General features: G+C 62.9%; 18 protein-coding genes, 1 tRNA gene and 1 riboswitch. Of the genes, 15 read left to right on the forward strand and 4 right to left on the reverse strand.

What is annotated here, in order from left to right; translation table 11 throughout:
* Positions 1 to 181: 181 nt before the first annotated feature.
* From AB5Y93_RS15175 to cbl, 7 genes are all read left to right on the forward strand, one after another.
* A tRNA-Asp gene (locus AB5Y93_RS15175) sits at positions 182 to 258 on the forward strand.
* Between the two features lie 405 nt (positions 259 to 663).
* The gene (locus AB5Y93_RS15180; RefSeq protein WP_042864432.1) at positions 664 to 1,665 is read left to right on the forward strand and encodes a sulfate ABC transporter substrate-binding protein; all 1,002 of its coding nucleotides are present in this window, start codon (positions 664 to 666) and stop codon (positions 1,663 to 1,665) included.
* Between the two features lie 39 nt (positions 1,666 to 1,704).
* Positions 1,705 to 2,280, forward strand: coding sequence for an alpha/beta hydrolase (locus AB5Y93_RS15185; protein WP_010672824.1), 576 nt, complete (start codon positions 1,705 to 1,707; stop codon positions 2,278 to 2,280).
* 269 nt (positions 2,281 to 2,549) lie between these two features.
* A complete protein-coding gene (gene cysT / locus AB5Y93_RS15190) occupies positions 2,550 to 3,389 on the forward strand; it encodes a sulfate ABC transporter permease subunit CysT (protein ID WP_368229744.1) in 840 nt (279 codons plus the stop codon).
* The gene (cysW, locus tag AB5Y93_RS15195) at positions 3,386 to 4,279 is read left to right on the forward strand and encodes a sulfate ABC transporter permease subunit CysW (RefSeq protein WP_010672826.1); all 894 of its coding nucleotides are present in this window, start codon (positions 3,386 to 3,388) and stop codon (positions 4,277 to 4,279) included. The genes cysT and cysW overlap by 4 nt, the downstream gene beginning before the upstream one ends.
* Before the next feature lie 31 nt (positions 4,280 to 4,310).
* A complete protein-coding gene (locus AB5Y93_RS15200; RefSeq protein ID WP_010672827.1) occupies positions 4,311 to 5,378 on the forward strand; it encodes a sulfate/molybdate ABC transporter ATP-binding protein in 1,068 nt (355 codons plus the stop codon).
* A gap of 116 nt (positions 5,379 to 5,494) precedes the next feature.
* Positions 5,495 to 6,442 (forward strand): HTH-type transcriptional regulator Cbl, encoded by a 948-nt coding sequence (gene cbl, locus AB5Y93_RS15205; RefSeq protein ID WP_368229745.1) that lies wholly within the window; start codon positions 5,495 to 5,497, stop codon positions 6,440 to 6,442.
* 111 nt (positions 6,443 to 6,553) lie between these two features.
* Here cbl and gbpA read toward each other — a convergent pair whose 3' ends face one another.
* Positions 6,554 to 7,975 (reverse strand): N-acetylglucosamine-binding protein GbpA, encoded by a 1,422-nt coding sequence (gene gbpA / locus AB5Y93_RS15210; protein ID WP_368229746.1) that lies wholly within the window; start codon positions 7,973 to 7,975, stop codon positions 6,554 to 6,556.
* A gap of 60 nt (positions 7,976 to 8,035) precedes the next feature.
* Positions 8,036 to 8,121: riboswitch (cyclic di-GMP riboswitch) on the reverse strand.
* Between the two features lie 229 nt (positions 8,122 to 8,350).
* Positions 8,351 to 10,030: a methyl-accepting chemotaxis protein gene (locus tag AB5Y93_RS15215; RefSeq protein WP_266140214.1), complete on the reverse strand. Its 1,680-nt coding sequence runs from the start codon at positions 10,028 to 10,030 to the stop codon at positions 8,351 to 8,353.
* A gap of 296 nt (positions 10,031 to 10,326) precedes the next feature.
* Between AB5Y93_RS15215 and AB5Y93_RS15220 the strand changes: the two genes are divergently transcribed.
* From AB5Y93_RS15220 to AB5Y93_RS15250, 7 genes are all read left to right on the forward strand, one after another.
* Positions 10,327 to 12,177, forward strand: coding sequence for a M3 family metallopeptidase (locus AB5Y93_RS15220; protein WP_368229747.1), 1,851 nt, complete (start codon positions 10,327 to 10,329; stop codon positions 12,175 to 12,177).
* Positions 12,178 to 12,579: 402 nt separating this feature from the next.
* On the forward strand, positions 12,580 to 13,056 hold the full coding sequence (locus AB5Y93_RS15225) for a murein L,D-transpeptidase family protein (protein WP_029313677.1): 477 nt from the start codon (positions 12,580 to 12,582) through the stop codon (positions 13,054 to 13,056).
* Between the two features lie 121 nt (positions 13,057 to 13,177).
* Complete coding sequence (locus AB5Y93_RS15230; RefSeq protein ID WP_368229748.1) at positions 13,178 to 13,891, forward strand: AzlC family ABC transporter permease; 714 nt, start codon at positions 13,178 to 13,180, stop codon at positions 13,889 to 13,891.
* A gap of 2 nt (positions 13,892 to 13,893) precedes the next feature.
* Positions 13,894 to 14,229, forward strand: a complete 336-nt coding sequence (locus AB5Y93_RS15235) for an AzlD domain-containing protein (protein WP_010672834.1) — start codon at positions 13,894 to 13,896, stop codon at positions 14,227 to 14,229.
* A 122-nt stretch (positions 14,230 to 14,351) separates the two neighbouring features.
* Positions 14,352 to 15,878, forward strand: coding sequence for a YjjI family glycine radical enzyme (locus AB5Y93_RS15240; protein ID WP_368229749.1), 1,527 nt, complete (start codon positions 14,352 to 14,354; stop codon positions 15,876 to 15,878).
* A 10-nt stretch (positions 15,879 to 15,888) separates the two neighbouring features.
* Positions 15,889 to 16,770, forward strand: a complete 882-nt coding sequence (locus tag AB5Y93_RS15245; protein WP_368229750.1) for a YjjW family glycine radical enzyme activase — start codon at positions 15,889 to 15,891, stop codon at positions 16,768 to 16,770.
* A gap of 117 nt (positions 16,771 to 16,887) precedes the next feature.
* Complete coding sequence (locus AB5Y93_RS15250) at positions 16,888 to 17,211, forward strand: DUF1820 family protein (protein ID WP_039039461.1); 324 nt, start codon at positions 16,888 to 16,890, stop codon at positions 17,209 to 17,211.
* 16 nt (positions 17,212 to 17,227) lie between these two features.
* On the opposite strand, the gene AB5Y93_RS15255 is transcribed toward AB5Y93_RS15250, so the two are convergent.
* Positions 17,228 to 18,160, reverse strand: a complete 933-nt coding sequence (locus AB5Y93_RS15255; RefSeq protein WP_368229751.1) for a LysR family transcriptional regulator — start codon at positions 18,158 to 18,160, stop codon at positions 17,228 to 17,230.
* Between the two features lie 58 nt (positions 18,161 to 18,218).
* On the reverse strand, positions 18,219 to 19,415 hold the full coding sequence (locus AB5Y93_RS15260; protein ID WP_368229752.1) for an aromatic amino acid transaminase: 1,197 nt from the start codon (positions 19,413 to 19,415) through the stop codon (positions 18,219 to 18,221).
* A 392-nt stretch (positions 19,416 to 19,807) separates the two neighbouring features.
* Between AB5Y93_RS15260 and bcsG the strand changes: the two genes are divergently transcribed.
* Positions 19,808 to 21,454: a cellulose biosynthesis protein BcsG gene (gene bcsG, locus AB5Y93_RS15265; RefSeq protein ID WP_368229753.1), complete on the forward strand. Its 1,647-nt coding sequence runs from the start codon at positions 19,808 to 19,810 to the stop codon at positions 21,452 to 21,454.
* Positions 21,455 to 21,465: the final 11 nt, after the last annotated feature.

Here is a 21,465-nt window from a genome sequence, read left to right on the forward strand (position 1 = left end):
CTGACCCCATGCCGAACTCAGAAGTGAAACGCTGTAGCGCCGATGGTAGTGTGGCATTCGCCATGCGAGAGTAGGACACTGCCAGGCACCCAATTAAACGGTGATGTGAAAGACATGACCGGCTGCGAGGATGACACCTCAGAATAAGCGGCAAAAAATTTAGCGAAAGCTAACCGAATGCGGAGCGGTAGTTCAGTCGGTTAGAATACCGGCCTGTCACGCCGGGGGTCGCGGGTTCGAGTCCCGTCCGCTCCGCCACTAAATTGAAAGGCCTTCCCTATCGGGAAGGCCTTTTTGCTTTCTGGCGTCTGGATAAGAGCTCAGGGAACAAGAGGCAACCGACGGGTCTGCCGCCTGTTACTGACAACCCGCTTCTTCCCCCCTGTGGTGCCTGCGTGCCTGGCATTGTCCCTTTACCCAGGGCTTACCCTTCGCTCTGGTTTGCCTTTGTTCCTCCATCTTTTCCCAACCCGGCCAATCGACCGGGCTTTGTCGTGTCTGGAGATGAGCATCGCAAGCACGCGAATAGGCTCTGGCCGAGAGTGTCAGAGGGCCATCGGGAGCTCATATGCGGATAAGAGATAAGTAAAGCGCTTTTTCTTTCTTCATGGAATATACATAAGCGGGCATGCTGTGCTCAACCCAACGATATGGAGTATCACCATGAAACTGCGAATGACCGCTCTCACCGTTCTCTCCCTGCTGGCTCTCGGTCAGGTCCAAGCCGCCGAGGTGCGGCTGCTGAATGTCTCCTATGACCCGACGCGGGAGCTGTTCCAGGAGTACAACAGTGCCTTTGCCAAGGAGTGGAAGGCCAAAACCGGCGACGATGTGGTGGTGAGCCAGTCACACGGTGGCTCAGGCAAACAGGCTCGTGCCGTGGTGGACGGACTGGAGGCTGACGTGGTCTCCCTGGCGCTGGCCTATGACGTCGATGCGGTGGCCAAGGCAGGTCTCACCGCCAGCGACTGGGAAGGGCGTTTGGCCAACAATGCCTCTCCCTATACCTCCACCATCGTCTTCCTGGTGCGCAAGGGGAATCCCAAGCAGATCAAGGATTGGGGCGACCTGGTGCGCAAGGATGTCGCCATCATCACCCCCAACCCCAAGACCTCCGGCGGTGCGCGCTGGAATTATCTGGCTGCCTGGGGCTATGCCCTGAAGAAAAGCGGCACTGAAGAGGGCGCCAAACAGTTTGTCAGCGATCTGTTCAAGAATGTGAAGGTGCTGGACTCCGGGGCACGTGGCGCCACCACCAGCTTCATCGAACGCGGGCTCGGGGATGTGTTGCTGGCCTGGGAAAATGAAGCGTTGCTGGTGCTCAATCAACCGGGCACCAGCGACAAGTTCGAACTGGTGGTGCCCTCGGTCTCCATCCTGGCCGAGCCGCCGGTAGCCGTGGTGGACAAGGTAGCCAAGAAGCATGGTACCGAGGCCGTCTCCAAGGCTTACCTCGAGTATCTCTACTCTGACGAAGGGCAGCGCATCATCGCCAAATACCACTATCGTCCGAGCAATCCGGCGATCCTGAAGGAGACAGCGGCCCAGTTCCCCAACCTGACGCTCTTTACTGTCAAGGATCTGGAAGGCGATTGGGACAAGGCACAGAAGAAGCACTTCGCCCAGGGCGGATCGTTTGACCAGATTTACCAACCGGGCCGCTAAGAGACGCAGGCCCCTGTGACAACAGATAGGAGTACCACGATGAACAAGATCCTTCTGGTTCCCGGTCTGCACAACAGTGGGCCGGATCACTGGCAGAGCCGCTGGCACCAGCAATTTCCCCAGTGGCAGAGAATGATGGGTCTGCCCTGGGACAAGCCGGATCTCACGGTCTGGAGCGCAAAGCTGGCGAGCAAGCTCAGGAGCCGGCGCAGCCGGGTCCACCTGGTCGCCCACTCCTTCGGCGCTCTAACGGCCATCGCTGCCGCCAGACTGCAACCAGACAAGGTCTCTTCCATCTTCATCGTTGCCCCTGCCGACCCTGCCCGTTTCGGTATCCCGGATGAGGTGTTGACGGGGTCCATCAAGGTCTCTGCCCAGTTGATCGCCAGCCGCAATGACCCCTGGATGAGTTTCGAGCGGGCAGAGTTCTGGAGCCGGCAGTGGCAGGTGCCCTTGTTCGATGCGGGGGAGGTGGGCCATATCAATGCCCAGTCCGGCCATGGGGAGTGGCACCAGGGCCTCGCTTTGCTCGGCACCCTATACCGCCGTGCCGAAATGGTGGTGGAGCCTGCTCCTGCCGAGTGGGGCAAGCAGGCCGCACTCAGTTTTCGATGAGGGACCATCGGATTGTCTCGGCACGATTTCCAGGCGGGCTGGCAACTTGGCCAGCGTGACTGACTTTGCAGGTTCCCGGTTTTACCGCTCCGTCTTTTAGGTCTTTTATTTATATAAAAGACCTTTTTTTATGCTTATCGCTCTAAAAGCCTTGTTCCACCATTGTTAGATAAAAAAGTGCTTAGCAAAGGCATTATTGGTGTTTGTTGTCCCTGGCCGCCGTGAGCAAAATCGTCACATCCAAAGTATTTATAACAAACGGATGTGTTATGCGATTAAGTTCTTATTCCGTCCTGCCAGGCCTGGGGCCAACGCTGGGCTTCAGTCTGCTCTATCTGGGCATACTGGTGCTGCTGCCGCTCTCGGCACTGGTGCTGTTTGCGGTGAACAACCTGAGCGCCGCCGAGTTCTGGCAGGTGATCGGCTCCCCCCGGGTGCTCGCCTCCTTTCGCCTGAGCTTTGGCGCCGCCTTCATTGCCGCCCTGCTCAACAGTCTGTTCGGTCTGATACTGGCCTGGATACTGGTGCGCTATACCTTCCCCAGCCGCAGACTGGTGGATGCGCTGATCGACCTGCCCTTTGCCATGCCGACTGCCGTCTCCGGCATCGCCTTGTGCGCCATCTTTGCCCCCAACGGCTGGATTGGCCAATGGGTCGCTCCGCTGGGCATCGAGCTTGCCTACAACCCCATAGGGGTGGTCATTGCCCTGACCTTTATCGGGCTGCCCTTTGTGGTGCGTACCCTGCAGCCGGTGCTGCGGGAAGCGGAGAGCGAGCAAGAGGAGGCGGCCGCGAGCCTGGGTGCCAACCGCTGGCAGACCTTCATCCGGGTACTGTGGCCGACCCTGGTACCTGCGCTGCTCACCGGTTTTGCCCTGGCGTTTGCTCGCGGCGTGGGGGAGTACGGCTCTGTCATCTTCATTGCCGGCAACCTCCCCATGGTGTCCGAGATTGCCCCTCTGATGATCATGAGTCACCTGGAGGAGTATGACTACGCCGGTGCATCGGCCATTGCGTCCGTCATGCTGCTCATTTCCTTTGTGCTGCTGTTGCTCATCAACAAGTTGCAAGCCTGGAGCTGGGCTCGCATCGGAGGAAGCCGTATATGAACGCCTCTACTGCACATCTCGATCAGGCCCAGGAGTCCGCGCCGGCCACCCCGGCGCGTCATCCTCCGGTGACCCATGAACCGGTCTGGGTCAAATGGCTGCTGGTCACCGTCGGTCTGGGCTGGTTTGCCGCCTTGCTGCTGTTGCCGCTGGCCACCGTCTTCATCCAGGCGCTGAGCCCGGGTCTGGCCTTCTTCTGGCACGCCATCAGCGAGCCGGATGCCCTGAGCGCCCTGGGGCTGACCGCCCTGGTGACGCTCTGCTCGGTGCCCCTGAACCTGCTGTTCGGGCTGGCCGCTGCCTGGGCCATCGCTCGGTTCCGCTTTCCTGGCCGGCAACTGCTTATCACCCTCATCGATCTGCCGTTCTCGGTCTCGCCGGTCATCGCGGGCTTGATGTTCGTGCTGCTGTTCGGCAGTCGCGGCTGGTTCGGCGAGTGGCTCAGCGAGCACGACATCAAGATCATTTTCGCTACCCCGGGGATTATCCTGGCGACCACCTTCATCACTGTGCCCTTCGTGGTACGCGAGCTGCTGCCCCAGATGGAGGCGCGGGGCCCGGAGGAAGAGGAGGCCGCCATCATGCTGGGGGCGAGCGGGTTGCAGATGTTCTGGCGGGTGACCCTGCCCGGCATCCGCTGGAGCCTGATGTATGGCCTGCTGCTCTGTACCGCCCGGGCGGTGGGGGAGTTTGGCGCTGTCTCCGTGGTTTCCGGCCACATTCGCGGCCAGACCAACACGCTGCCGCTGCACATCGAGATCCTTTACAACGAGTACCAGACCGGTGCCGCCTTCGCGGTGGCCAGCCTGCTGGCGCTGTTCGGGATCTTCACCCTGCTGGGTGAGACCCTGCTGGCCAGGCTGCGCGGCCAACCGACCCAGTCCCATTGATCCCGAATTAACGGTTATAGGAGAGGCATTCATGAGCATTCAGGTTCAAGGGCTCAACAAGCATTTCAATCAGTACGCGGCGCTGGCCGACATCAACCTCGATTTTCACGACGGTGAGCTGGTCGCCCTGCTCGGCCCCTCTGGCTGCGGCAAGACCACCTTGCTGCGGATCATCGCCGGGCTGGAGCAGGCGGACAGTGGCAGCGTCATCATCCGCGGCGAGGATGCCTCGGATCTCCATGTGCGCGAGCGCAACGTTGGCTTCGTGTTCCAGCACTACGCCCTGTTTCGCCACATGACGGTGTTCGAGAACGTGGCCTTTGGCCTGAGGGTCAAGCCGCGCAGCGAACGCCCGGACGAGGCGGCCATCCGCACCCGGGTCAAGGAGCTGCTGGATCTGGTGCAGCTTAGCCATGTCGCGGCACGCTACCCGACCCAGCTCTCCGGTGGTCAGCGCCAGCGGGTCGCCCTGGCCCGGGCCCTGGCGGTGCAGCCCAAGGTGCTGCTGCTGGACGAGCCTTTCGGCGCCCTCGATGCCCAGGTGCGCAAGGAGCTGCGCCGCTGGCTGCGTGAGCTTCACGACGAGCTGCATGTCACCAGTCTGTTCGTGACCCACGATCAGGAAGAGGCCCTGGAGGTGGCGGATCGGGTGGTGCTGATGAACGCCGGCAAGGTAGAGCAGATTGGCACCCCTGCCGAAGTGTATGATCAGCCCGCCAGTGCCTTCGTGCACAGCTTCCTTGGCAGCGTAAACCTGTTTCGTGGCAGGGTGGCCGGGCAGGGGCTCGGCATCGGTGAACAGCAACTGGGTGGCCCCATCCCCTCACATCTGGCAGAAGGGAGTGCGGCCATTGCCTATGTGCGTCCCCACGAGCTGGAGATCCTGCCCTCGGATGCCCCCGGTGGCATTCGCGCCACCATTACCCGCCTGCTACCCATGGGGCCGCGCATCCGGGTGGAACTGCGTGGCGATGGGGAGACGGGAGGCGCTCACTACGAGGCCGAACTGAGCAAGGAGGCCGCCCGCGCTTTTGCTCCCGGCCAGGGGGTGCGTCTGGTGGCCAGGCAGGCACAGCTCTATCCCGACTACCAGATCTGAGGGCAAGCCGCGAGGTGCGGCCCTCTGTCAGGCTTGCTGCCGGGCTATGATCCCGGCAATCCATAACAAGAGGACGGTGGCACGAGCCACCGCCACTCAGCGCAGGAGGCGATGAGGTGAACTTTCAGCAATTGCGAATCATTCGGGAGGCGGCACGACGGGATTACAACCTGACCGACGTGGCCAATGCCCTCTTTACGTCCCAGTCCGGGGTCAGCCGCCACATTCGCGAGTTGGAGGAGGAGCTGGGGCTCGCCCTCTTCATTCGCTATGGCAAGCGCCTGCTCGGCATGACCGAGCCGGGCAAGGAGTTGCTGGTGATCGCCGAGCGTATCCTGGGGGATGCCGACAACATCCGCAAACTGGCGAGCACCTTTGCCAATCGCGACTCGGGCCGACTGCTCATCGCGACCACTCATACCCAGGCCCGTTATGCCCTGCCGAGGGTAGTGAAGGCGTTTCGGGAGCAATTTCCCCTGGTACAGCTGGAGCTGCGTCAGGGGAGCCCGGAGGAGATAGTGCGGCTGGTGCAGACCGGTGAGGTGGACATCGGCATCAGCAGCGAGCAGCTCGACAAGAGCGAAGGGGTGGTGGCCTTTCCCTACTATCGCTGGCACCACAATATCGTCGTGCCGGAGCAGCACCCCCTCACCGCCGAGCGGGAGCTGACCCTGGCCGCTCTGGCCCACTGGCCCATCGTCACCTATCAGGCCGGCCTCACCGGTCGGGCACGGGTGGATGATGCTTTTGCCGAGGCGGGCATAGTGCCGCAGATCCTGCTGACCGCCCAGGACTCCGACGTCATCAAGACCTATGTCGAGCTGGAGATGGGGGTGGGCATACTGGCGGACATGGCGTTCGATTCCCTGCGGGACAAGGGACTGGTACAGCTAGACGGCAGTCGGTTGTTTGCGCCGCACACCGCCTGGATCGGCCTCAAGCAGGGGCAGTTCCAGCACAACTTTGCCTGGCAGTTCATCCAGCTCTGCAACCCCGAGTTGGCGCTGGCGGAGATCCAGGCCCGCGCCATGAGCAACGAGCCCCTGCTCGACTATCAGATCTGAACCGAGGGATGGATGAAAAACGGGGAGCCATGGGCTCCCCGTTTGTTTGATGTTGACCTGATCTGGCACCGGAAACGCCGAGCGGGTTCCCGCTAGGTCGGATACGTCCCATCACTGCGCTGTCCAGGCCTCCTGCCAGTGGGAGCCTACGCCCGGTTCATACTGGGTGGCCGTGCTCGCCCACTGGCTGCACCAGCCGCTGTAGGGGAAGGGTTTGCACTGATAGACCTTGCCGTTCTTCGGCTGCAGTACCCGGGTTCCGGCGGTGTAGGACTTGAGGCCGTCCGGGAAAGTGAACTGGTAATAGCCCCCGCTTGCCGGATCCTTGAACATGAGATCCAGGGTCTGCTGCACCGCGTCACCACCGGCCTTGGGTTTGCCCTCGATCACCAGCTGATGGTGGCCCGCACTCAAGCCGGTCAGCGCCATGGAGAAACTCTGGCTGCCGTCCTTGATATCGGCACTGCTCTGTCCCCTGGCGACACCGCCGTGGTCATAGAGGGTGTTGGTGATGGCGAGATCCCCCTGGGCCGTGACGGTGAACATCAGGGTGAGCTTGCCGTTGTCGAGCGTGTAGTCGCTCGCCAGACCGCTCACGCTGATCCCGTTCTCCACCGGGGGCTGCTGTTGCTCAAGCTGGATCTCGACCCGTTGCAGGTTGCTGCCAGCCTTGAGGTAGACCGGGTTCTGGCCATAGACGGGGTTGAACTGGCCGTCCGTGCCTTGCTGGCCCGCACGGATCTGGCTCTGCTCGGCGTTGATCTTGCTCGCCAGGGCGTGGGCCCAGTTGTTCTTCTGGCCCTGCTCGGTGCTGGCGATGGTCAGCTCGGTCTGGAGATCGGTGCGCTCGCCATTGGCATCGAACACCCGGGTTCTGGCTTTGTCACCCGCCACCAGGTCGATGGAGGGATAGATGGTCCCTCCCTGGTTCCAGGTCAGCGGTGGCTGGGTGCCATCCTTGAACCGGGCGTCGATCAGGTTGTAGAAGCTGTTGGAGGTATCCCCTACCTCCCACACCCCGAGAATGACCTGATAACCGGTACGCGGGGGCAGGGTGCACTGATGGGTCACCTGTTTGGGGGGCTGCACCATGTTGCCGTCGATGACGCAGAAGGGATTGAGATCGAACGCATCCCGGGTGAGTGGCTGGTTCGGGTTCCAGTCCTGCTTGGTGAGGTAGTAGCGCCAGTTGCGGGTTACGTGGTTGGCAGTGAAGGTCCAGCTGATGACGAAGGGACCGGCCTGCACCTCACGCTTGGTCCAGCGATCGAGGGTCTGGGTGTTGAGCTCGCCGAATTGGGGGTGACCGGCCGAGGCTATCTGGCCGTCGGCGGGGCCGCCATCGGGGAAGCCGGAGGGGGCTTCCAGGCTCTGGGGTTCCCACTGGATGGCGCCACACTGGCTGTTGCCCCCTGTCTTGCACAGGTAGTTGCGCCCTTCGGGCTGGCTGATGTAGCCGTGAGCGAGTACGCCGCCACTGGCCAGCAGCGCCAGCGCTGCCGCGAGATGGGTGAGTCGGATATTTGCTGCCATACATTCCTCTGTTCGGTGATGTGGGCAGTCACGTTGGCAGGGGAGTTCCCCGAAACACGGTGCTGCAACCCCGCTATCCTGGACAGCTTGTCTTTAGACCGGAGGCTTTGCGTCCTGGCCTTTCAACCAGTTTGCCAAATGACTACAGAAAGGATCATGGTGCCGCCTGTGGCGACCACTCATCATGACTATATTTTGTTAAAAAATTAAGTGTAAAAATTGACAGTGCCATCTCATCGGAGCAGCGCATCAGCGGCAGATCACTCCATCGGGATCTGCGCGCTGGTTCAGTGCGAGAGGGTGGTCCGGGAGAGGCTCCCGTGGCCATAACAGGAAAGGAGCCCCTGCAAGCCTGGCAGGGGCTCATGGGGCCACTCAGTGGCGGGGTTGCATGCCTGCTCGGGAAGAGGACACCTGGGTCGGTCGCATCATCCTGTCCTGGGCTTGGGCGTTGTCGAGCTTGAACACCGCCAGTCGCTCGTCGAGGCTTCGGGAGAGACCGGCCAGCAGTTCGCTCTCCTGGGCCAACTGGGAGGCCGCCTGGGACATCTCGAGCGCCGAGTCGTTGATGCCGCTGACGTTGCGGTTCATGTCTTCCGCCACCATGCTCTGCTGCTCCGCCGCCGTGGCGATCTGGGTCGCCATATCGCTCACGTGCTGGATGTGATTGACGATGAGGGAGAGATCCTGCCCCGCCTTCTCGGACTGGTTGACGCTGCTCTCCGCCAGCTTGCGGCTGGCGTCCATGGCGTTGGCGGCGGTGACAGCCCGTTGCTGCAACTGGGTGATGGTACTCTGGATCTCCTCGGTGGAGTGGCGGGTGCGACTGGCCAGCTGGCGCACCTCGTCGGCCACCACGGCGAAGCCACGGCCCTGCTCGCCGGCCCGGGCCGCCTCGATGGCGGCGTTGAGGGCCAGCAGGTTGGTCTGCTCCGAGATGGCGCTGATGACCGCCGTCACCTCGCTTATCTGCATCACTCCCTCCTTGAGCTGGTTGACCTGCGAGGTGGCCTGATCCACCTCGGTGGCCAGCGCCTGGATGCCATGCACGCTGGCATGGACATCCTGGTTGCCGAGTCCGGCCTCGCTGGTGGCATCCTGGGTGTCGCGGGCCGTATTCTCGGCGTGACCCGCCACGTCGGCGATGGTGGCGCTCATCTCGTTCATGGCGGTGGCGAGCTGGGCGAGCTGATCCCGCTGACTGTTGACCGCCTGGTTGGTCTGTTCGGCGGAGGCGGCGATGCGCAGGGCGGCATCCGCCACGTTGCGGGCCCCCTGGCTCGCCTCCAGCAGGGCGCGGCGGATGGCATCCAGCCCCTGGTTGGTGGAGCTGGCGACGGCGCCGAGCTCATCCCTGCCCAGCACCGGGATGCTGACCACCAGATCGCCGGCCGCGACCCGGGCCATGGCCTTGTTGATCTCGGCCAGGGGATTGACGATGGAGCGGCTGATGGCGAGTCCCAGCAGCCCCATCAACAGGATCACTAGCAAGGTGGCGCCACCCATCCACTCATATTGCGACCACATAGTGGCCTCAATGTCCTGCAACAACACACCGGAGCCCAGGATCCAGCCCCAGGGCTGGTAGCCCGTCACCAGCGACATCTTCTGGGCCGCCTCGCCGGACGGGGAGACCCACTGATACTCCAGCCTGCCCTGGTGGCCGCCCTTGCCGAGATCCACCATGTGTTGCCAGTGGGACTCGGCAGGGTTGTTGCCCATCTGCTGGCCGACCAGCTCGGGTTTGGCGGGATGCACCACCACCCGACGATCTTCATCCAGCACGAACAGGTAGTTGTCCCCGTCAAAGCGCATGCTGTCGAGCATGGCCTTGGCCTGTGCCTTGGCCTGCTCCGGGGGGAGGGTGGCGGCCAGGGCCTGGATCCGGCTCATGGCCAGATCCAGCACCGCCTGCAGCCTGGCTTCCCGTTCACTCATCAGATTGCGGTGCAGGGCACTGGCCGAGATGAGCAGCAGTGCGATGAAGCCGACCAGGGCCAGTGAGAGCAGCAGCATCAGCTTGCGACTCACGGCAATATCACCGAGCTTGAACATAGTCTTATCCTTACTTTCCCATGCGGGTCTGATTGTGGCCGTTCTAGCGGCCGGACCTGATTATTGTTGTTTTTAACATGCCATTAACTTTCAATGGGTTGCGATGGAAAACAGCCAATTGAGCAGTTTGACAACCAGTATAGCCAGCAGACAGAAACCCTCGCTTTTGATAGCGTGATGGCGCGCATCCCGGCGCACAATTTGTCTGCTCCATTTGCAAGAAGTGTGAATGGGTTGGCATTTCACCAAAAAGGAGTGGGCGCCCCCCGTGGTCGCCCCATAACAAGAGGGAAGTTATGAGTTCCATTGCCAGGAATTATCTCAACCAGCTCAATGCCGATTACCTGCAGGTGCACAGACGCAAGGAGGACCTGTTCTGGTCCACCTACATGGGCACCAGCGACGATCAGGCAGGCTTCACCGCGGCCGAACAGGCCTACAAGGCGTTCTGTGCCGATCCTGCCCGCCTGCCGGTGCTGCGGGAGATGCATGCCCAGGCCGAAGAGGCGGATCTCAGGCGTGGTCTGGGGGGCTGGATCGCCTTCTTCGAGTGCAACGTCATCGAAGATCCCGGTGCCTCCGCCCTGATGGACGAGCTGGTGGCCGCCGAGGCGGATCTCTTCGCCCGTCGCAAGGGGCTGAAGCTCACCTTGCTGGATGAGCAGGGCCGCCAGGTCCCCGGCAGCCTGCCCGCCGCCAGCACGGCGCTGGCCGCCAGCAGCGACGAGGCGGTGCGCCAGAGCGCGCTCGCCATGTTCCACACCCTGGAGCAGTGGGTGGTCGACAACGGCTATCTTGACATCGTCGCGCTGCGCAACCGCTTCGCCCGTGCCATGGGTTATCGCGACTACTTCGATTACAAGGTGCACAAGAACGAGCAGATGAGCCCGGAGCAGCTGTTTGCCATTCTCGACGACTTCATCGCCCGTACCGATGCCCGCTTGCACCAGAGTCTGGCGGAGCTGAAAGCGGCCAAGGGGGAAGCAGCCCTGCTGCCCCACAACCTGCGCTACAGCGTGAGTGGTGACGTGACCCGCCAGCTCGACCCTTACGTGCCCTTCTCCCGGGCGCTGAAGGATTGGGTCGAGAGCTTCCGCCGGCTCGGCATCCAGTACCGCGGTGCCACCCTCACCCTGGATCTGCTGACCCGGGAGGGAAAATACGAGAACGGCTTCTGTCACGGCCCGGTGCCGAGCTTCTGGCAGGAAGGGGAGTGGGTGCCGGCGGTGGTCAACTTCACCAGCCTGGCCAATCCGGCCCAGGTGGGCAGCGGCTGGAGCGGGCTCAACACCCTGTTCCACGAGGGAGGCCACGCGGCGCACTTTGCCAACGTCACCGGCAACGCCCCCTGCTTCTCCCAGGAGTTTCCGCCCACCTCCATGGCCTATGCCGAGACCCAGTCCATGTTCTGCGACAGCCTGCTGGACGACGCGGACTGGCTCAAGCGCTACGCCAGAAACGCGGCGGGAGAACCCATCCCCGATGCGCTTATCCAGGCCATGATTGAAGCGCGCCAGCCATTTCGCGCCTTCAACGAGCGCCAGATCGCGCTGGTGGCCTACTTCGAGCGGGATCTCTACGCCATGGCAGATAGCGAGCGCACCCCGGCAGCCGTGCTGGCCCTGGCCCGCAAGTGGGAGCGCAAGATCCTGGGGGTGGATAGCCCGCGCCCGCTGCTGGCCATCCCACACCTTCTGAACCAGGAGTCGGCCTGCGCCTATCACGGCTATCTGCTGGCACTGATGGCGGTGGAGCAGACCCGCGCCTATTTCCTGAGGCGCGACGGCTACCTCACCGACAACCCGCGCATCGGACCGGATCTGGCCGCCCACTACTGGGGACCGGGCAACGGCATGACCCATGACGAGACGCTGCAGAGCCTCACCGGCGAGGGTTTCAGTGCGGTGCCGCTGGCAGAGGCGTGCAACCGGAGTGCCGCCGAGGCGTGGCAACAGGCAAAGACGTGCATGGCGGCGGCGCGGCAGCGCCCACCGGCAGGGGAGGGGACGCCCCTCGACGCCCATATCCGGGTGGTGCACGGGGCCGAGCTCATCGCCGACAACAGCGAGTCCGAGGCGCGCATGCTGGCAGACTTCGAGGCCTGGATCCGGCGCCTTGAGGCCGCCGAACCAGTGACCCTGACCTGAGCCCGGTATCGCACAGTCAAAAGAGCCCCATAAGGGGCTCTTTTCTTGTGCGTTGAGATAGTCTGACCCCATGGTGCCAGCCGGGGATTGGCGGGTGGACAGGCTCAAGTGTCACTGGCTGCGGCGCTGCCCGCTGGTTTTTCTTCCTGCGCCATCTTCCAGGCCTTGATGACCTGCGTTGAGGTGCCTGGTTGCATGCAAGAGACGACGCCCAGCCCTTGGCAGGGCCTCTGCATGGCGGGTTGACGGCCATTTCCCCCTGCTGGCCACAGATATGTTTCTCCCGATATATTGAGTATTCACGGCGATCCCATATCATGGCGCTCGCTCGCCACCAGAGAGTGGCGACATTCAGATGATTTGCTAACAAGAGAGCCCAGAAGGCTCGCAGAGGGATGGATAGTGAGAGCCGTATTGCTGTGTTTGCTGGGGCTGTGGCCCGCGTTGAGTTTTGCCACTCTGTCCGCCGATATGGTGGTGGTGAAGAAGTCGAGTTACAGCCTGACCCTGATGAAGGATGGCAAGGAAGTGAAGCGCTACTGGATTGCCCTAGGCCCGGCTCCCAAAGGACACAAGCAGCGTGAGGGGGATCAGCGTACCCCGGAAGGTCGCTATACCCTGGACTACAAGAAGAGCAACTCCGGTTTCTACAAGGCCATTCACATCAACTACCCGAATCTGGACGACATCAAGCGCGCCAACGAGCTGGGTGTGAACCCGGGCGGCATGATCATGATCCACGGCCAGCGCAACAGCCTGGGGGATCGCAGGGTGCAGCCGTCCAACTGGACCAATGGCTGCATCGCGGTGCTGAACCACGAGATGGACGAGATCTGGAACGCCATCGAGCCCGGCACTCCCATCATCATCGAGCCCTGATCCTGTCTGCCAACGCCCGCTCTCATGCGGGCGTTGCATTTGTCGCAGACCATGACGTGACACTGCCTCCTGCGCCGTGCTAGTTTTTCCGGTTCGCATTGGCTGTGACAAGGATGATCCCATGATGTCGGAAACCCGCCTCCCTGTGCCCGAGCGCACGGGGGCGCTCTGGTGGCGTGCCACCCTGGATATGCTCCCGCTCTCCATTTCCGTCATCCCCTGGGGAATACTGTGTGGCGCCCTGGCGCTTCAGGCGGGTATGAGCCCGCTCCAGGCCCAGCTGATGTCGCTGCTGGTCTATGCGGGGGCGGCCCAGCTCTCGGCCACCACCCTGTTCGGGGCGGGGACGCCGCTGCTGCCCATCATGGGCTCCACCATGGTGATCACCTCCCAGCATCTGCTCTATGGCTTCACCTTCCGCGGAGACGTGCTGCCGCTCTCCCTGCGCTGGCGGGCCAGCCTCGCCTTCTTCCTGACCGACGAGATGTTTGCGGTGGCGCTGAAAGACAGGGAGCGCAGCGGCGCCTTCAATCCCGCCTATGCGCTCATCGCGGGCTTTGTCTTCTATCTGTTCTGGAACCTGGCGACCCTGCTCGGCATCGCCGCCGGCCAGTACATTGACGGGCTGGACAAGATGGGGCTCGACTTTGCCATTGCCGCCACCTTTATCGCCATGACGCTCCCCGCCATGAAGAACCTGCCCATGGTGGCGGCCACCCTGGTGAGCGGCGGGACGGCGCTCGTCACCAAGCCGCTGCTGGCGGAGATCCACATCATCGTCTCGGCCCTGGCCGGCATGGTGGTGGGCTATGTGCTGCACCGGATGAGGAGGTGATCATGGGCTGGCTGATGATAGGGCTGCTGGCCCTGATCACTTTCTTCAACCGTTTTGCCTTCTTCTCGCGGTTGACCCGCTATCAGCCGGGGGCCGAGATGGGGGCTTTCCTCAGCTTCTCGGCCCAGTCGGTGCTGACCGCCATCTGGCTGCCCATCGTCTTCAGCTATGAGCCCGGCCACGGGCTGGACTGGGATCCGGACTACCTGGCCGCCACCCTGCTGGTGACGGTGTTGACCCTGCTGCGCCTGCCTACTTTGGTGGTGGTGGTCGTCGGCATGGGGGGCTTCTTCCTGCTGCGCTGGCTGGGGGGCGTGGCCCTGTTCTGGCCCTGGTGAAGGGCGTGCCGTGATCCGGCATGGCGGATGTCTTGATGGGATATCCGCCCTGTTGGGAATGTCACTTCAAAAAAGGCCTCTCAAGTGTGAGGATTTTGGTTCCACCCGCCGAGGAGCGAGCCATGTCCTTCACCGAAACCTGCCAGCGCATCGTGCGCGACCCCCTGCTGTCACCGGCCCAGAAGAGCCACGCCCTGGCGCTCGCCGCCGAAAACGCGTTGCCTTACCCCGAGTTGCCTGCCGCCGTGCAGGATGCCATGGCACAAGGGGTGCTGTGCGACATGTTCGAGGGACACGCTCCCCACAAACCGCGCTATGTGCTGCCGGATTACGAGCGGTTTCTGCGCCAGGGCTCGGCCTGGCTGGAGCTGGCGCTCCCCCTGGACTTCGACGAGGCCCTCGATGCCCTGCGCATCCTCTACCACCACGTGCCCTCCGTCACCGGCATGCCGGTCTGGCTGGGGCGCCTCGATCACCTGCTGCTGCCCTTCGTCGGTGAGCTGGATGATGAAACGCTCCATCGCAAGCTGAAGGCCTTCTGGATCTATCTGGATCGGGTGCTGCCGGATGCCTTCATGCACGTCAACATTGGTCCCGACGACAACCGGATCTGCCGCCTGATCCTGCGCATCGACAACGAGCTCAAGCAGGTGGCCCCCAACCTCACCTTCTTCCACGATCCGGAGCAGACTCCCGACGATCTGCTGCTGCTGGCGGTGAAGAATATCGCCGAGTGCAGCAAGCCGCATATCGCCAACTACCCGGTCCATCGCGATACCTTCGACCAGCGTGGTTTTGGCATCGTCAGCTGCTACAACGCCCTGCCGCAGGCCGGTGGCGCCAACACCCTGGTGCGGATCTCCCTCAAGCGAGTCGCCGAGCAGGCACAGGGGATCGATGATTTCCTCGGCTGTCTGCTGCCCCACTACTGCCGTCTCACGTCCCAGCTGATTGCGGTGCGCGCCGCCTTCCTGCACGAGGAGTCCGGTTTCTTCGACAGCTTCCTGGTCAAGGAGGGGCTGCTGGATGAGGATCGCTTCGTCCCCATGTTCGGCATCTACGGCATGGCGGAAGCGGTCAACATCTTGATGGATAAAGAGAATCTGCCGGGCCGCTACGGTCACGACGAAGAGGCAAATCAGCTTGGCTATCGCATCTCGGCCCAGCTTTCGGAATATGTCACTACGACGCCGCAGGCCCATGCCTGGGGTGGGCACGCTCTGCTGCACTCACAGGGCGGCCTCAGCATCGATGTGGCGGTGACCCCGGGGGTGCGGATTCCCTACGGGCAGGAGCCGGATCCGGCCAGCCATGTGCTGGCGCTGGCGCCGCACCACGGCTACTACCACTCGGGGATCAGCGAGATCCTGACCCTGGATCCCACCATCCGCCAGAATCCGCAGGCACTGCTGCAGCTCTGCAAGGGGGCGCTCGCCATCGGCATGCGCGAGTTCACCGCCAACGTGGCCGACAGCGATCTGGTGCGGGTGACCGGCTACATGATCCGCAAGAGCGACGTGGGCCGCTTCGCAGAGGAGGGGTCGCGGCTGCAGACCACCTGTCTTGGTGCCGAGGCGAGTGACGTGACCGCTATTCGCCAGCGGGCACCGCGAGTGGTGGCCAATGAGTCGACCATCAGCCAGTACTGAGCCGAGTCCGATGGATGAAGCTCTGCTGACGCGCAGCGCCCTGGTGAGCAGGGTGCTGCCTTTTTCCTGCGTAGACGGGCCGGGCAACCGGCTGGTCTTGTTTCTGCAAGGGTGCAACTTCCGCTGCCCCGGTTGTCACAATCCCCACACTATCGGGCTGTGCGACGATTGCGGCGACTGCCTTGCGGTCTGCCCGAGTGGCGCCCTCGCCATGAGCGAGGGCAAGGTTCATTGGCAGGAGGCGCTCTGCACCGATTGCGACGCCTGTCTGGAGGCCTGCCCGCGCAGTGCCAACCCCAAGACGCGCCAGATGTCGGTGGCCGAGGTGCTGGCCCTGCTGCGCCGCTATGGCCCGCTGCTCACCGGCATCACCGTCTCCGGCGGGGAGGCGACCACCCAGTTGCCGTTCGTGATCGCCCTGTTCACGGCCATCAAGGCTGCGCCGGATCTGGCCCATCTCAGTTGTCTGCTCGACAGCAATGGCTCGCTCGCGGAGACAGGCTGGCAGCGGTTGCTGCCGCAGCTCGACGGCGCCATGATCGACCTCAAGGGGTGGCGTGACTCGGTACACCTCTCCCTGACCGGCTATGGCCGCGAGCGGGTGCTGGCGTCGCTGCAACTGCTGGCGCAGGCGGGCAAGCTGGCGGAGGTGCGGCTGTTGCTGGTGCCGGGGCACAGCGATTTTCTCGATGCCACCGGCGCGCTGCAGGAGGCGTTGACGACCTTCTTGCTGTCGCTGGGACCCGTACCCATCCGCCTCAACGGTTTTCGCCACCACGGGGTGCGAGGGGAGGCGCTGTCATGGCCAGAAGCCGGGTCGGCTGACCTGACAGTGCTTGCCAACGCATTGAAGGCCAAGGGGTTTGGGGCCGTGATGCTGCCTGCGATCTGAGCTCTGCGGCACGTCGGGATGCTGAGACCCGATATGACGCAACTGTGAACTCTGTCTATAGGGGCTGTCCGAGGGGACGGCTAGAATGGGCAAACCGTCCATCACCAACAGATACCCATGAGTGAATCCAACGCCCTTTATCGAGTGCAGTTCATTTGTCACAGCGAGCGTTACGAAGTCTATGTAAGAGAGGTGAATCAGGGCCAGCTGTTCGGCTTCATCGAGATCGCCCACTTCGTGTGGGACACCCACACGGCGCTCATCGTCGACCCCAGCCACGAGAAGCTGAAGAGCGAATTTGCCGACGTCACCCGCACCCTTATTCCCATGCACCACGTGCTGCGGGTCGATCAGGTGCGCAAGCAGGGGGCCGCCCGCATCACCGAACTGGGCAACAACGTCACCTCTTTCCCAGGCCCCATCTACACCAAGAAACCCTGATTCCTGCCACCAGGCATCATTGTGGGGCGTCCAGCTCCCGGGCCAGTCGCAGGATGCGCTGACGGAACCAGCGCAGGGCGGGATCTTCCCCCAGGGGGCCATACCACACCAGGCTGTGGGTCACGGCGCCGTAATCGAAGGGGACAGGGCGGCTCACCAACCCCTGGGTACAAGCCCGGGTAGCCCAGCCCTTCACGGCCGTGAGAATGAGATCGCTCTGGCGCAGCAGGGCGGCGGCGCTGCCAAAATCCGGCAGGGTGGCCCCCAGTCTGCGCCGTACCTGGCGCTGGGCCAGACTCTGCTCGAAGAAGGGATCGGCCAGCTCCTGATCGCGAATGGCGATGTGGCGCCAGCTCAGGTAGGCATCGAGATCCCAGGGGCGCATCAACGCCGAATGATCCGCGCGCATCAGGCAGACCAGCTCGTCCTCCCGCAAGGTTTCCCAGACGAGGCCGGGCTGATTGACCCCGGGCTGGCTCTGATCGTGGGGCAGGATCACGAAGTCGAGTTTGCCCGCCGCCAGAGCAGCCAGTCCCTGCTCGTCCTTGTTACGCACGACGGGCATCAGCCCCGGCACCTCCTGCATCAACTGACCCAGTATGGCCCCCATGGGCCAGATCATGCTGCTCTCCCGCATCGCCAGGTTCAGCTCCCCCTGCCAGTTGGCAGGGGCAAATCCTTCCTGGTTGGTGAGGCCGTTGAGCTCCCCCAGCAGGCGGCGCAGCGTCGGGCCGAGCCGCTCGGCAAACGGGGTCAGCAGCAACTGATTGCCCTGGCGGTAGAGCAGTTGATCCCCCAGCAGTTCGCGCAACTGGTTGAGGGTCTTGCTGACGGTGGAGGGGGTGGTGCAGATCCGCTCGGCGCTGCGGGTGACACTGCGGGTGTCGAGCAGCAGATGCAGGGTCACCAGGTGGCGACCGCCGAGGCGGGAGAGGGCAATGAGATCCATCACGGTTCCACGGGCAAGGGGATAAATGAAAAGCCCCGCCTGAGCGGGGCTTGCGGGCTTAGCCCTTGAGCACGGCGGCCATGGCGTCGGCCACGTAGTCGACGTTGCGGCTGTTGAGGCCCGCCACGCACATGCGACCGGAGCGCACCAGGTAGACGGCGAACTCTTCCCGAAGGCGGTCCACCTGCTCCGGCGTGAAGCCGGTGTAGCTGAACATGCCGCGTTGGTTGATGAAGTAACTGAAGTCGCGGCCCGGCACCTTGGCACTCAGCACCTCGAACAGCTTCTGGCGCATGGCCTTGATGCGGGTGCGCATCTCGGTCACCTCACCGACCCACATGGTGTGCAGTTCGGGCTGGCTCATCACAGCCGCGGTGATCTGACCGCCGTGGGTGGGGGGGCTGGAGTAGTTGCGGCGCACGGTGGCCTTCATCTGGCCGAGCACCCGGCTCGCCTCTTCGGCATCCTGGCAGATGACCGACAGGCCGCCGCAGCGCTCGCCGTAGAAGGAGAGGTTCTTGGAGAAGGAGTTGCTGACGAAGAAGCTGACACCGGCGGCCACCATGGCGCGGATGGCATAGGCATCCTCTTCCAGCCCGTCACCGAAGCCCTGATAGGCGATGTCCATGAAGGGGATCAGGTTCTTCTCGACCACCAGGGCGATCACCTTGTCCCACTGGGCACGGGAGAGATCCACCCCGGTCGGGTTGTGGCAGCAGGGGTGCAGCAGCACGATGCTTTTCGCAGGCAGGCTGCTCAGGCAGTCGATAATGGCGTCGAACAGCACGCCGCCGGTGGCCGCATCGTAATAGGGGTAGTCGTGCACCTTGATGCCGGCCCCCTCGAACATCGCCTTGTGGTTGTCCCAGGTGGGATTGCTGACCCACACCTCGGAGGTCGGGAAGTAGCGCTTGAGCAGATCGGCACCGATCTTCAGTGCGCCGGAGCCGCCGATGGTCTGGATGGTGGCGATGCGACCCGCCTTGACCGCTTCGTGCTCGGCGCCAAACAGCAGGTGCTGCACCGCAGTGCGGTAGTTGGCGGCGCCTTCCATCGGCTGGTAGGGGCGCGGGGCCGGGGCGGCGGCGCGCTGCGCTTCGGCCTGCTGCACCGACGGCAGCAGCGGAATGCGGCCCTGCTCGTCGTAATAGAGGCCGATCCCCAGGTTCACCTTCTGCTCGCGGGTATCTTTATGGAAGGTCTCGACTAGCGTCAGTATGGGGTCGCCAGCATAGGCATCGACGTGTTCAAACATGGGGGGTCCTTGAAGTTGACTGTCCAATTCGGCCGGCCATCAGCCGGGCCGATATGATGGCGCAATCCAGAGGTGGCCTCAAGTTGTTCGAGATGGCGACAGGGCTGACAAAGTCTGTCGCAGTGGTAAGCGCGGGGCCCTTGTCAGGATCCTGCATCCCGTCTGCACGTTCCCCCCATTTTGTCAGAGAAGGCTGCCTTATCGGGATCGTTTGGATAATATATGGATACATACGGCCCCTCTCATTCCCCTCCCACCCATCCGGGGGAGTCAGGTTCAGCGCCACCTGAGACAAATTAATAGTTGCATAATAGTCAGGCTATTCTTTTGACAACCATTGCAGTGTGCCCGGCCCCTTCGGGGGGCCCACGATAACAGGTGACTCATCGCCGATGACCCGACATGTTTCTGATGCCGATTCTCCCTGGCTGGACTGGCACGGCCTGGGTGGCTGGAATGTCTATTTTCTTGCCAAGTTCGCCCTGCTCTGGGCGGGCTACCTCAATTTTCACCCGCTGATTAACCTGGTGTTTGCCGCCTTCCTGATCTTTCCCCTGCCCGGGGCGGGGCTGCGGCGCCTCCGGCATTGGCTGGCGCTGCCCATCGGGGTGGGGATCTTCTATCACGACACCTGGTTGCCGGGGATAGAGAGCATTCTCGATCAGGGAAGCCAGGTCTTCTCCTTCACCCTGGACTACTGGCTGGAGCTGCTCGGGCGCTTCATCAACTGGGAGATGGTGGGTATCGGCTTCGTGATACTGACCCTCTACCTGTTCATCGCCCAGTGGCTGCGCTTCACCCCCTGGATCCTGCTGGCGCTGCTCTGGCTCTGGGTCTCGCCCCAGGTGAGCAATCCCTTCGCGAGCAGCAAGGGGACGAGCGAGCATGCCCTGAACACGTCCCGGGAGGAGACCCGCTCTTCAGTGCTGCCCATGGAGGAGCAGCTTGACCAGAGTGCCCCGCCGACCAACGAGAACCTCAACGCCTATCTCGATGACTTCTATCGGGAGGAGCAGGAGAGACTGGTGCACTTCCCGGAGAGCCTGCCAGCCCAGGCGACCCCCTTCGATGTGCTCATCATCAATGTCTGCTCCCTGGCCTGGCATGACGTGGAGGCGAGCGGCCTGAGCGGGCATCCGGTCTGGTCCCACTTCGACATTCGCTTCAACCGCTTCAACTCCGCCACCTCCTACAGCGGCCCGAGCTCTATTCGCCTGCTGCGGGCCAGTTGCGGGCAGACCAGCCACCAGGGGCTCTATGTGACGGCGCCGAAGCAGTGTCTGCTGTTCGAGAACCTGGCCCAGCTCGGCTTTGCCAAACAGGTGGCCATGGATCACTCGGGGGATTTTGGCAACTACCTGACCGGCCTGCAGCAGTATGCCGGGCTGGATGTGACCCCTATGGACAAGAAGGGACTGGCCCATGATCTCGCCTCCTTCGATGGCGAGCCCATCTATCGCGGGGATGCCCTGTTCGGCCGCTGGCTGAACGAGCGGACACAGAGTCAGGCGGCACGCAACGTCACCTTCTTCAACCTCATCGCCCTGCACGATGGCAACCGCTATGTGGCGAGCCGCCAGATAGCGCCCTACAAGGAGAGGCTCAAGACCCTGCTGGATCAGCTGGACGACTTCATGACGACGCTGGAGCAATCCGGCCGCAAGGTGGCCGTGGTGATGGTGCCTGAGCACGGCGCCGCTCTCACCGGCGACAAGATGCAGATGGCCGGGCTGCGGGACATTCCCAGCCCGAGCATCACCCAGGTGCCGGTGGGGGTTGCCCTGCTCGGTACCAAGGCGCCCCACGAGGCGACCCGCAACGTGGACACCCCCAGCAGCTTCCTGGCGGTATCAGAACTGGTCTCCAGGCTGGTGGGGAAGGATGTGTTCGGGAGCGAGACCATCGATTGGGATGCCTTGCTGGGCGACCTGCCGCAGACCCCGCCGGTGTCCGAGAACCAGGGCTCGGTGGTGATCGAATATCAGGGCAAGTACCACATCAAGCTGGGGCAGGGGGACTGGGTCCCCTATCCCCAATGAGACCGGAAGTG

The sequence above is a fragment of the Aeromonas sp. R10-1 genome (assembly GCF_040908465.1).
In the GTDB taxonomy this organism is placed as follows: Bacteria; Pseudomonadota; Gammaproteobacteria; order Enterobacterales; family Aeromonadaceae; genus Aeromonas; species Aeromonas caviae.